The organism is Acinetobacter sp. NIOH-H-8 (assembly GCF_046635365.1).
Taxonomy (GTDB): Bacteria; Pseudomonadota; Gammaproteobacteria; order Pseudomonadales; family Moraxellaceae; genus Acinetobacter.
The window spans coordinates 1-12,185 of record NZ_JBHDVN010000070.1 but is presented as its reverse complement, the minus strand read 5'-3'; the positions used below and the strand labels follow the sequence as shown (position 1 = coordinate 12,185).

At 43.0% G+C, this 12,185-nt stretch carries 12 protein-coding genes, 1 tRNA gene and 2 pseudogenes; 6 read left to right on the top strand and 9 right to left on the bottom strand.

All coding sequences use genetic code 11. The features are described 5' to 3' along the window. The 3 genes and pseudogenes from ACEWB7_RS15970 to ACEWB7_RS15960 all read left to right on the top strand — a co-directional run. A pseudogene (locus tag ACEWB7_RS15970) lies at positions 1–96 on the top strand (IS1595 family transposase); the annotation flags it as partial. Between the two features lie 295 nt (positions 97–391). After that, on the top strand, positions 392–619 hold the full coding sequence (locus ACEWB7_RS15965) for a hypothetical protein (protein WP_004781576.1): 228 nt from the start codon (positions 392–394) through the stop codon (positions 617–619). Positions 620–824: 205 nt separating this feature from the next. Continuing rightward, a tRNA-Thr gene (locus ACEWB7_RS15960) sits at positions 825–900 on the top strand. An 81-nt stretch (positions 901–981) separates the two neighbouring features. On the opposite strand, the gene ACEWB7_RS15955 is transcribed toward ACEWB7_RS15960, so the two are convergent. The 5 genes from ACEWB7_RS15955 to ACEWB7_RS15935 form a co-directional block, all read right to left on the bottom strand. After that, a complete protein-coding gene (locus ACEWB7_RS15955; RefSeq protein ID WP_312319375.1) occupies positions 982–1,821 on the bottom strand; it encodes a class I SAM-dependent methyltransferase in 840 nt (279 codons plus the stop codon). Positions 1,822–1,824: 3 nt separating this feature from the next. After that, positions 1,825–3,132 (bottom strand): FAD-dependent oxidoreductase, encoded by a 1,308-nt coding sequence (locus tag ACEWB7_RS15950; RefSeq protein WP_312319377.1) that lies wholly within the window; start codon positions 3,130–3,132, stop codon positions 1,825–1,827. A 414-nt stretch (positions 3,133–3,546) separates the two neighbouring features. Further along, positions 3,547–4,425 carry a pirin family protein gene (locus ACEWB7_RS15945; RefSeq protein ID WP_214001693.1) on the bottom strand — a complete coding sequence of 293 codons (879 nt, stop codon included), beginning with the start codon at positions 4,423–4,425 and terminating at the stop codon, positions 3,547–3,549. Positions 4,426–4,670: 245 nt separating this feature from the next. Then, entirely contained in the window at positions 4,671–5,234 is a 564-nt protein-coding gene (gene ahpC, locus ACEWB7_RS15940; RefSeq protein WP_005232609.1) for an alkyl hydroperoxide reductase subunit C, read from the bottom strand. Positions 5,235–5,385: 151 nt separating this feature from the next. Then, positions 5,386–6,030, bottom strand: coding sequence for a TetR/AcrR family transcriptional regulator (locus ACEWB7_RS15935; RefSeq protein ID WP_214001694.1), 645 nt, complete (start codon positions 6,028–6,030; stop codon positions 5,386–5,388). Positions 6,031–6,168: 138 nt separating this feature from the next. Between ACEWB7_RS15935 and ACEWB7_RS15930 the strand changes: the two genes are divergently transcribed. Further along, entirely contained in the window at positions 6,169–6,633 is a 465-nt protein-coding gene (locus tag ACEWB7_RS15930; RefSeq protein ID WP_214001695.1) for a hotdog fold domain-containing protein, read from the top strand. Positions 6,634–6,702: 69 nt separating this feature from the next. Here the strand turns inward: ACEWB7_RS15930 and ssb are convergent, their stop codons facing one another. The 4 genes from ssb to ACEWB7_RS15910 form a co-directional block, all read right to left on the bottom strand. Continuing rightward, positions 6,703–7,287 (bottom strand): single-stranded DNA-binding protein, encoded by a 585-nt coding sequence (gene ssb, locus ACEWB7_RS15925; RefSeq protein ID WP_214001696.1) that lies wholly within the window; start codon positions 7,285–7,287, stop codon positions 6,703–6,705. A 51-nt stretch (positions 7,288–7,338) separates the two neighbouring features. After that, complete coding sequence (locus tag ACEWB7_RS15920; RefSeq protein WP_159123704.1) at positions 7,339–8,703, bottom strand: MFS transporter; 1,365 nt, start codon at positions 8,701–8,703, stop codon at positions 7,339–7,341. Between the two features lie 124 nt (positions 8,704–8,827). Then, complete coding sequence (locus ACEWB7_RS15915; protein ID WP_312319387.1) at positions 8,828–9,886, bottom strand: transposase; 1,059 nt, start codon at positions 9,884–9,886, stop codon at positions 8,828–8,830. A 182-nt stretch (positions 9,887–10,068) separates the two neighbouring features. Continuing rightward, complete coding sequence (locus ACEWB7_RS15910) at positions 10,069–11,160, bottom strand: DUF475 domain-containing protein (RefSeq protein ID WP_004781554.1); 1,092 nt, start codon at positions 11,158–11,160, stop codon at positions 10,069–10,071. A 222-nt stretch (positions 11,161–11,382) separates the two neighbouring features. Between ACEWB7_RS15910 and tenA the strand changes: the two genes are divergently transcribed. Continuing rightward, the gene (gene tenA, locus ACEWB7_RS15905; RefSeq protein WP_312319392.1) at positions 11,383–12,054 is read left to right on the top strand and encodes a thiaminase II; all 672 of its coding nucleotides are present in this window, start codon (positions 11,383–11,385) and stop codon (positions 12,052–12,054) included. 46 nt (positions 12,055–12,100) lie between these two features. Continuing rightward, positions 12,101–12,185 (top strand): annotated as a pseudogene (locus ACEWB7_RS15900) (IS1595 family transposase); the annotation flags it as partial.

Below are 12,185 nucleotides of genomic sequence, written 5' to 3'. Positions count from 1 at the left end.
AAAGAGTACTTTGATTATCATCTTAAAGAAACTGAATGGCGTTGGATGAGGGAACCTAATGAGTTAGCAACTGAGCTGTGGAACCTCATTAGGTAAAATTAAGTGTAAATCTGCTAGTCTAGAGCCATTGAAATAAATTCTCTGGATAAAACCATGATATATCCATTTTTATTAATTTCTTAACTTTATGTTCTTCTTTTAGTTTATTTATATGATGGAGACAAAAACTGGCATAAAAATAGCTTAATTTAATTGTCATCATCGCTATGTTATGGTGGAATCAAAACAGGATAAAAGGAGAATAAAAACCTAAAGATAGAAAACGTTATTGCTTGAGTCTTCCTTATTTGAGTTAGAAAAAAGTGGAAACACTGCTATTCGGAGAGTGGACATGAATAACAGCGCAAACTACATGAAACAGATAAAAAATGCCAAACGCGGTGGTTATACCCCGACCATTGCCAAAGACGTCAACAAACATAAGATTCAAAAAGCCCTAAAACTAATTGAACAGTGGAGAAGTCTCGCTCAAGAACTCAAACCTCAAATGCAGTTTGATATGGCCTTTACTTTAGAGGAATGCGCACAAGACCTGGATCGGATACTCAAAAGCAGATAATTCCCTTTTAACTCACTCATAATAGATTTTAAATATCAACCCCTTATCCTTGCCCATATCACTGATATGGGCAATTTCATGATTTAAATGTAGATGCCTGAGTGAAGATGCTTCAATGATCAGCAATAAAAAATTGGTTATAAGATTGAACGGTTATTTTTTGGCTTGCGCCCTTAGGAAAAATCTGTAAAATGCACTCCACAACGCCGGCATAGCTCAGTTGGTAGAGCAACTGACTTGTAATCAGTAGGTCCACAGTTCGAATCCGTGTGCCGGCACCATTTTCTTAGCCTCGCTTTTTAGTGAGGCTTTGATGTTTCTGGGCTTGGTATTTTTATATAGCTGTTTTTTGCCTTGAATACTCAGATCGCCTGTGCCGTCACCTGCACATATCTTACAATCCCATCCTGATATAACTTCTGACAAAGCTTTGCCGTCATCTGGATTTTAAACTGATCCAGTCTTTTGCCTTTTTGTTTCAATTTCTTTGAATTTAAATGCTGATTTACATAATTAGCAAAACCTGAAAATACCGCTTCGGACAGATCTTCAATCTGAATATTCTTGAATTCAGAATTTTCCAGACAATGATAAAGCTCATTTTTCGACATCAGGTTTTTTAAATCGACATCGGCGGATTTCAGCAAAAACTGATATTTACGCTTTTGCAGCGCATTCAAGCTGTTCCATTTTTCAGACAAGATCAGATGATGAAAGCCAATCCGTGCATTGGCGTTCAATACACTGCATACCTGTTCGAGAAGTTCGGGAACGGGACTATGATAGGCAGCATCCAGACATAGCACCACATCAAAGCGCTGGGAAAAATGCATGTCTTTTAAACGCAGGAAAGAAGTCGGATAGATGGCATTGAGATCAGGTAAATGCTGTTGAATATTCGCCACACAAGCTGGCTGAAGTTCCACACCGGCCAGATATTGCACCTGATAGTGTTGTTGCCAGTGCAGCAGGCTAGCACCCTGGCCACAGCCCAGATCCAGCAATTTATCTTTTGAATTTAAGCCGACCGTTTCTGCTAATCGGTCGGCCAAAGTTCGACAGGCAGCTACATAATCCTGCTGCCCTGCCCGCCAATAACCCAGATTGCTCCAAGGCAACTGCGACTGGTCTCCCAGCAACGATGCATCAATTGCATATTTGTGTTGAGGAAGACGCTGACGAAGTGCCTGAAACCATTGCATCAATCAATAACCGAGTTGGGGTGCTACCTCGATCTTAGGTTTAAGCCCTTCAAATGGCAACGGTGCCCCCATAATTGCGGCAATTTTCATAGCAGATGTCACTGCAGATTCCAGGATTGGCAAACCATCCGATGACCATGAACCGCAATAGAACACTTTACGGTTCATTTCCAGATGGCGATGCTGTAATTCTTTATTGAGAGCGATGGTATTGGCATCTACTACCGCACGGGTCAAGGTCACTGATGAAATCACTTTTTTCGGATCAATCTCAGTCACAGGGCGCCAGGTCTGGAATACCGGTGATTTACCCACCAGACTCGGTTCAACCGCATTCAGCCAAACCGTAAATTGCTGACGGGTAAACTTGCGATCCATCATATAGCTGAGTACAGCCCAATCCTTACGCTTTGGTGGCATCACGCTGCTATCGCGGTGAATGACCAATTCACCCTGTTCAAATTTGAATTTCTTTAACAGCTCGATATCACGGCCAAACTGTTCATGATCCAGGAATTCATCAATATGATTGGTTGGTGTCGCAACCACCACGCGATCGAAGGTTTTCGACAGACCCGCTGCATTTTCTACCATTACTTTGTCGCCCTGCTCTTTCACTGAGACAATTGGTGCACCACTTTCAATGTGAATGCCTTCAATCAGTTTGTCTACCAAAGCCGGAGTACCGCCCTGCATACGTAACAAGGCATCACCATCCGTTAGCTGACGCAGGAAAATCAATAGCGGTTTGGCTGGCCATTCACCAATAGTTTTCGGGTTACAGGTACAGATGGTATACAGCACCGGCATCACCGCACCATGCCAGAACACTTCTTCAATCTCATTTCGATTGATAAATTCTGCTAGGCTGATGTCCTGATTTTTAGATTTAAAGAATTTTGCCAAGGCTGTTTTAAGCTGCAGCAAACCTTTGACCAGACGCCAGCCATATTGCTGGATGCCTTTACGGTTATTGATAATCGGAATATTACCAATCTTGCTACGTGACGTGGTTAGCCAGGTTTCTACCCGATCTTCAAACAGCCAGCTACAGGCCATATAGGTACGTACCGGGTAAGTTTTAATGCCCAGATGAGTCGCCAGACTTAAGGTATTTTTCCACAGATAAGGATTCATCACACGTAAAGGTGCGTCAATGAGGCCTCCTTCAAATTCGAGACTATGACTGTCCATGCCGCGACCTTGAAGCGCTTCAAAAATAGTAATGCGATGCCCTGCGTCCTGAAGAATTCTGGCAGTAGCCAGTCCAGCCATGCCACTACCAATTACTGCGATATCCAATCTGATCATCCGTCATTGAAAAACTAAAAGAAATTATGAACCATGCTTTCGGCAAATAGGTTATTAAAATCTTCCAGAATACTTTTTTTTCGTAAGTCTGAGTTAACGTAACTTTACAAATAAATTACATTTTTTGAATAGCAAAAAACGTCTTTATATAGAGTAACTTAAACCGCCATTATATTTAAATATTTAAAAATAAATCTTTAAAAAACAAATGATTTAATTAACCGATTTTTTAATCATCGGTTTACAAAGACCGCAAAACACTCTATAATATGCAGCACAAGAAAGAGATAAATTCATAGAGATAAACAAAATGAATTTATCCAAGAAACTCGTAAAAACGACAAGAAATTCCAGCGCATTAGAAAAAAAAGCCTCTGCTTGTGCAGAGGCTTCTTTGTTTTAAGACTGACTGTATTATTCGGCCTGTACCGCGATTTCACCAAATTTACCCTGATTAAAATCTTGAAATGCCTGAATAATTTCTTCCTTGGTATTCATTACAAATGGGCCATAGCCTTGAATAGGTTCATTCAGCGGCTCACCGGTCAAAAGCAAAAATTTAGCGTTCTGATCGGCCTGTAGCTGAATTTCAGGATCATCATCGCGCGCAAACATGACAATAGAGCTATCCAGTACTTTTTGACTGCCATTTACCATCAGCTCACCCGCCAGTACAACCAGCAAAGCATTATGTCCGAGAGGTACATGCAACGTAGTTTCATACTCCGCTTTTAGCTCGCCGTCCCAGACATTTACCGGACTAAAGGTATACGCAGGGCCATGATGACCTTCGAATTCTCCGGCAATCACCCGAATATGTCCTGCACCTTCATCCATTTCAATCCGTGGAATCTCAGCTGCAGTAATGGCCTGATAACGTGGCGCGGTCATTTTGTCTTTGGCTGGCAAGTTGACCCAGAGTTGAACCATTTCAAACAGGCCACCCTTTTGAGCAAAATCTGGAGAATGAAATTCTTCATGCACCACCCCGGCACCTGCTGTCATCCACTGTACATCGCCGGTCTGAATCGTACCGCCACCGCCACTGGAGTCCTGGTGGGTCACTGCACCCTGATAAGCCAAGGTTACAGTTTCAAAACCACGATGCGGATGTGAACCTACACCATGCTGCTCAGTGGTTGGCGCAAAGTGATACGGCGCTGCATAATCCAGCAATAAAAATGGACTAATGGCCTGCCCCAGACGGTCATAAGAAAACAGGTTTTTCACCGGGAAGCCGTCACCGACCCAGTGCATGTTTTGATTACGATACACACCAATAATTTTTTTCATCTTTTACTCCTATACACAATAGGATGAACATGCAGCCATTTTAAGCTTTATCAGCAGTCATCAATACCGTACTTATAGAATGCAGTATTTCAAATATAAGATGATTCGACTCTTAGATTTCTGTGTAGCTACTTATAACTTTAGCTTTGCTATAAGACGTTAATTTAAGTAGTCATGAGCAGTAGACAATAAAAAACCCAGCGCTGAGGGCTGGGTTTTTTTAAACTCGATAAAGTATTATTGAATTAGATTTTACCGACCAGGTCAATTGAAGGAGCAAGAGTCGCTTCACCTTCTTTCCATTTTGCAGGACATACTTCACCTGGGTGAGCGTGTACATATTGAGCCGCTTTTACTTTACGAAGCAGTTCTTGCGCGTCACGACCGATACCACCCGCATTGATTTCAACGATCTGGATTTTACCGTCTGGATCGATCACGAAAGTACCACGGTCCGCCAGACCATCAGCTTCAATCAGCACTTCAAAATTTTTCGCCAATGTCCAGGTTGGATCGCCGATCATTGGATACTGGATTTTACCAATCACGTCAGAAGTATCGTGCCAAGCTTTGTGCGTGAAGTGTGTGTCTGTAGATACTGAGTAGATTTCTACACCCAGTTTCTGGAATTCAGCATACTGATCAGCAAGATCGCCTAATTCTGTTGGACAAACAAATGTGAAGTCAGCAGGATAGAAGAATACTACAGACCATTTGCCTTTCATGTCCTGTTCAGACACTTCAATAAATTGGCCATTGTGGTAAGCAGTTGCGTTGAATGGCTTAACTTCAGTATTGATTAAACTCATAAGTCTATTCCTATCTACTCGTGAAAGTGTGTGTTCATTTGATGTAGTTAAGAATACGCAAAAACCACCAATAGGTAAAACCGTAACTTTTCATAAAAACTATCGGTTTTTTAGATTTATAATTCCTTTTATTTTTATCTTTCTGATTTGTTTAATTGATTTTGGCGGCTTCACTTTCTTGAAAATGCTGTATAGATTGCCAAGCCGATTTTGCTAAGGCTGCTGCATAGTATTTAGGGGAGGTGTGGACTCGACCAGATAACCAGCTCCGGCAATAACTTTCAGTGGATCCAATGATTAGTGATATAAGCAATTCTAAGGGAACAGCTTGTAATTGACTGATATCTGCCTGCTGAGCCAGCCATTGTTTTAAGTCTTGATTGCGCTGCTGATTCGACTGCTGCAATTCCTCTTTGAAGTCACTATTTTGAACTGTATGATGCGCGGCATAAAGAAAGCGGGCAAAATCAGGATACGCTACGACCCAATCGATATAACTCTGAATCACCGCCTGTATGCCTTGTTCAATACCCTGAACTTGTGACAAAGCCTGCAAACGCTGCTCCGACTGATCTGTGAGCGCTGCAATATACAGTGCCGCAATGATCCCCTCCTTATTTTTAAAATGATGGTAGATCGCTCCTATGCTGGTATCGGCCTGATCACGAATCATTTCAATCGTAGTCGCAGCAATGCCTGTACACAGAAACTCTATCAATGCACATTCCAGAATCTGACGTTTTAATAAAGCTCGTCTTCCTTTAAAAATCTTTTCCAGCAATTCCATGTTTTGCATCTTTAATATTTAAATCCTCTCTATTTTTAAAAGCAGGCTGGCAGCCTGATGTCTGGTTTTTGTCAGATGCGCCAATACAGAATAATATTCTGTATGAGAATATTATTCTGATTAAAAATAATATACAGGAAGTTATAGATGAGCCAAGCCCTAAAAATCTGGAAAAGCCTAGAAAATAAGCCAGCCGGTAAATATCTTTTTTCTAAATTACTTTGTCTAAAAGCCCCCTATTTCGGCAGTATTTCTCCACTATTTGAAGATTTAAAGCCTGGTTATTGTGCAGTGAGCATCAAGAAACATCGTGCCGTGCTGAATCATTTAGGCACTGTACACGCGATTGCCATGTGCAATATGGCTGAACTGGCAGGCGGCACCATGACCGATGCAACCGTTCCGAAAACTCATCGCTGGATTCCCAAGGGTATGCAGGTCGAATATGTCAAAAAAGCTACTACTGACCTAGTTGCGATTGCGACACCCGCCGAGCCTAACTTTATATGGAAGGAAGGCAGCGATTATCTGGTCAATGTAGAAATTAAAGATACTGCAGAAGAAGTTGTGTTTCGGGCGGTGATCACGATGTGGGTCTCAGTGAAAAAATAGAAGAACCCAGATATGAAAAACCCGCCAAATGGCGGGTTTTGATGATGATTTGCCTTTCTAATGTCGGGATTAGAACGGAAGATCATCATCCAGATCGGCTGCAGGTGCTGCTACTGGAGCAGGTGCAGACTTCGGCGCATAACCACCCTGGTTATTTTGGTTATTGTTGCCATAACCACTGCCTTGATTATTGTTAAAACCGCCTTGCTGAGGCGCTGAGCCATAACCACCTTGTGGATTATTGCTATAACCGCCACCCTGGTTATTGTTATTAAAACGTGGCTGGTTAAACCCGTTATCGCCCTGCTCGCCTTGTGGACGACCAGAATCCAGCATTTGCATTTGCTCACCACGGATTTCCGTTGTGTAGCGTTCTTGACCGCTTTGATCTGTCCATTGACGGGTACGTAATGAACCTTCGATATAAACTTTAGAACCTTTGCGCAGATATTGCTGTGCAATTTCACCTAAACGGTTATGCAGCACAATACGGTGCCATTCGGTTTGCTCTTTACGTTCGCCCGTATTTTTATCAGTCCATGAATCGCTGGTTGCGATAGAGAATTGAGTGAGAGAACCACCATTTGGGAAAGTTTTGGTCTCAGGATCTCGACCTAAAGTACCAACTAAAATGACCTTATTAACACCACGCATCAGACGTACACTTCCTATTTATTTCTATATTTTACTTTATAAGAGTTATGTTTAAATGGCTACCTCTTTACCTAACAAGTGCGTTAATTGTTGTCGCGAAACATCATCAACCTGCTGTTTATCGACCTTGACAAAGGCGACTTGCTGTTCAGACATGACCACAACCTCTTCAATACCACGAATCGCCAAAAGTTGAGAAGTCCATTCATCTGTTTGTTTACTCTCTGGCAGACGAAGCACGAGCGATGAAAGATAGCGTGGTTGAGCCAACCCAAAACTCATGAGCAGCCAAATTATAGCAATAGCCGATAAAATACTCCAACCGAGCGAAGTGTTGTTGAGTAACAACAATTGTCCACCAATGATCCCGCCAAAGAATGCGCCCAGGAACTGACTGCTGGCATTCACGCCCATCGCAGTGGCTTTGGATTGAATCGGGGCTGCTTTGGATAGCCAGGAGGGCAGTAAGGCTTCCATGACATTAAAAGCAATAAAGAATAATCCCAATCCACCGATCAGCACATATTTAGACTCAAAACCAAAAATCATGATCAGCAGACCCAGGATAATACCGCCAATCGCTGTCAGGAAAATGCTGCGCATCTTGCGGTATTTTTCTGCCAGTACAATGCTCGGAAAAGCAAAGAATAGACTGACGACCAGCAGCGGCAGATAGACCCAGCCATGGCTCGATAATGGCAGTTCAGCAACTTCAATCAGTTGCGATGGCACATAAATAAACATCGCTGTAAGTAGCAAATGCAGGGTAAATACCGAGATATGCAGACGGTTCAGGTCCCCCATTTTCAGGACCTGTTTTAGCTGCTCTACATAACCTTGCTGAAAATTTTTATGATGACGAGTGACTTTAGGAACCATCAACAGCATCGCAATCGCGGCCAATCCCATCACTGTGGTCACCCAGAACAGACCAGAAATGCCGACCAGTCCTGTCACCCACGGCCCCATGGTAAAGGCTACCACAAAGGACAGGCCGATACTCATGCCCATCACCGCCATGGCTTTCATGCGGTTTTCTTCACGGGTCACATCGGCCAATAAAGCCATCACCACTGCTGAAACTGCCCCGCCACCAGCAATCGCACGACCGATGATCACGCCATAAATGGTGTCAGACATTGCAGCAATCGCGCCACCTAGAGCGAATAACAACAAGCCTAAAACCACCAGTGGCTTACGGCTATAGCGGTCTGCAATCAGGCTAAACGGAATCTGTAAAATAGCTTGTGTCAGGCCATAAATACCCACCGCCAGACCAATCAGTGCCGGCGTAGCATATTCATATGACTGCCCTGCTACAGAGAATACAGGGATGATCATAAACAACCCCAGCATGCGCAGTGCGAAAATACTGCTCAGGGCAAAGGTCGAGCGACGTTCTAAGGCATTCATCATAAAGTCTGGCGATCGAGTTAGTTAATCTTGATGCGTAGATTATAGGCCATTCCGCTCAAAGGAATGCATGAATTTTATTTGAAATAAAGATGAGGACTATCTGAAAATTGACATCCTCCCCCAGCTAAAGCAAGGGGATTCCTACTGCTAGACGCTCATGCCCGAGCGCAAGAATATTCAGTGCGGAATTTACATCCCGATCCCATGAGCTACCACACTCACCACACTGCCACTCTCTTATTCCTAAACCTGCTCTACCTTTCGGACTACTGGAGCGTGAGCCACAGCACGAACAAGTTTGGGTGGTATAGGCTTCATTGACTTCTTCATACCATACCCCTGCGTTCTCGCATTTATACTTGAGCATGGTTCTTAGTGTTGTCCAACTGGCATCTAACACAGACTTGGCTAGTTTGGTTTGCGCTAATGCTTTGGCATTCACATTGCCAACGAAGATTGCTGCATGTTCTTTTACTAGTTTATGGCTGAATTGATGCAGCATGTTTTGTCTTACATTTTTAATCTTGGCGTGAATTGCTTTCACTCGTTTTTTATTTTTTGCACGTTGAGCAATACCAAGTTTTTGTTCATATTTCCGATAGATTTGAGGGGCTTTAAGTTTTACACCATCTGAACAAGTGGCTAAATCTTTTAAACCTAAATCTATGCCAATTGAGGTTTTAGCGGTGGTTTTCTCTATTTTAGCATTGTCAACTACAAGACATACATACCAACGGCCTCGGCTATCTTCAACGAATGAGCCTGTTTTAACCCTGTATTGACTTAAACCGTAACTATCCCATAACTTGAATTGGTGTTTACCATATTGAACACAGCCATCAGCATATTTGATTGCAACCTTTTTAAACGGTATCCAACCTAGTGAACGTCTAGCTGATTTTTTATTACTGACACGCCATTTTAGTTTTGCTTTTTTGAACTGCTTGCGTCTTGTGACCAATTCTTCTGTCACTGCCTGAATAGTTTGACTGTGCAAGTTGCATTCTTTCGATGTGCCTTTCGTGTATTTTGCAATATCGTATGCTGAAAAGAATTGTTGTTTTTTTTGAAGATGTTTAAAACACAAATCATTGACATAATTCCAAACAAAATTTACTTCGGATGCTAACTGATTTAGCACCTTGCAATGTTTGTCTTTTATGCGTAATTTGAGTGTCTTCATCCAATTAGTTTAACAGTATTTTTCTTAATAGTGACTATAGTACAAGTATTTAAAACGACATTTCGTGTCGTTCATGTGGTTTACTCCAGTCGCTTATATCCTCGTGCTGAACCACGAGGTTTTACGCTCCAATGGATAAAAAAGCGTAGCCGGAGCTACGCTTCTGTTCAGCGATCACGGGGCTATTTGCCTGCTTTTAATAACTGACGCTTGGTATATTGGATCGAAGCAATGACTGCCCAGATAATGAAAGCCACACCGATCAGACCAGTCACCACTTCAGGGATATGTACACCGGTACTGCTTGCCAGCATGATAAATGCCAGAGCACCAATCGCATAGTGCGCGCCATGTTCCAGATAGATATAGGCATCCAGCGTGCCTTTATCGACCAGATAAATAGTCATGGAGCGTACGAACATCGCACCGATGGCCAGGCCTAACATGATGATTACCACGTCAGACGTAATCGCAAAGGCACCGATCACACCGTCAAAACTGAAAGAGGCGTCCAGCACTTCTAAGTACAGAAAGCCACCAAAACCGGCTTTCACCACGCCAGTCGGTACACCTTCAGCATCGTGACGAACGGCATTACCCTCTTCGTCTACTTCCGGTTCCCCGCCTAGCATATGGCTTAGGACCTGTACGCCGATATAAATCACGATCCCCCAGATCCCGGCCAGAATAACATCCAGACGTTTTGCTTCTTCAACCTGGAAATCCATGATTAATAAAGCAATCAGGGTAATAAAGACCGACATCGCCGGAACGTTTGCCAGATGCGCCAGACGGCGTTCCAGCATGCGGAACCAGTGGGTGTCTTTTTCTTCATCCAGGAAGAAGTTTAGGAATACCAGCATCAGGAAGGCACCACCAAAGGCAGAAATTTCGGCATGATGTGCCATCAGTTTGGCCGAATATTCTTTGGGTGCATTTAAGGCGAGCTGCACCACTTCCATAAAGCCCATATCCGCAGTTACGGCCACAATGACCACCGGGAAAATCAGGCGCATCCCGAAAACTGCAACCAGAATCCCGACCGTCAGGAAAATCATTTTCCAGAAATGATCCCAACCACGCAGGACGGATGCATTGACAACCGCGTTATCAAACGACAACGACACTTCCATAATCGCCAGAATAGCGGTGATGGTCAGTGCTGTGAACATGGTTTGCAGGCCCGCTTCCGGACCATGGGTGAATCCCCAATAAGCAGACAAACCAAGGCACACGATCGAAAATACGATTGAGAAACCAAAGTGTTTCAACATATATATCGACCTTAGATAAATTTCATTAAATGCATTTCTTTAAACGTAGAGAAATACTAAGACTCAAAGTTGTCCCAATTATGAAACTTTTGCCGTATAAACCAAAGCACTTCCTGAACCATTTTTAGGTATTTTCTGCTTTTCAGATTTGCTGATCTTTTAAACAGATTCATCTTTGCTATAGTGCTGGATGTTTTGACTTCAACTGCTAAGGATTTCAGTATGAGTTTCTCTCAAGACGTATGGCAACGTAATCTCGGACTTTATCAAAAGACATTGGCGCTGCCTTTTAACCAGCAACTGGCGCAGGGAACATTAAGCCGTGAAGCTTTTAGTCATTATGTGATTCAGGATGCGCATTATCTGCTGGCCTATGGCCGTGCGCTGGCGGTGTGTGCAGCCAAAGCTTTTGAAGCAGATGACGTGATCCAGTTTAGTGAAGCCGCTAAAACTGCCATTGTGGTCGAACGTAGCCTGCATGATGGCTTTATGCAGGATTTTGGCATCAGCAAAACCCAATTTGAAAATACACCTTTGACTCTGGCCTGCCATCATTACACTTCTTATTTACAGGCAACGGCCTGGGCAGAAAGTTATCCGGTGGTTCTAGCTGCCCTTTTGCCATGTTTCTGGATCTATGCAGAAGTGGGTAAGGATATTGTCGATAAGGCAGCGCCGAATAATCCGTATCAGGCCTGGATTGATACTTATGCTGGTGAAGATTTTCATACAGCGGTACGCAATGTAATTGCTACTGTGGATCGGGTGGCAGCGCGGGTCGATGCTGATACTCTGGAAAAAATGCATCAGGCCTATACCCATGCAGCACGTCTGGAATGGCTGTTCTGGGATAGTGCTTATGAACAACACCAATGGCTAGGTCTGGATGATTAATTTTAGTGGCTCTAGACTAGCAAAATGATTATGTTAGTCTAGAATCATGATAGAAAACAGTAAATTAAGTCACTACAAGATTAAAAAAATTATTCAATGCTTTTGTGTTGATATTCCTGCTTCCAAAACAG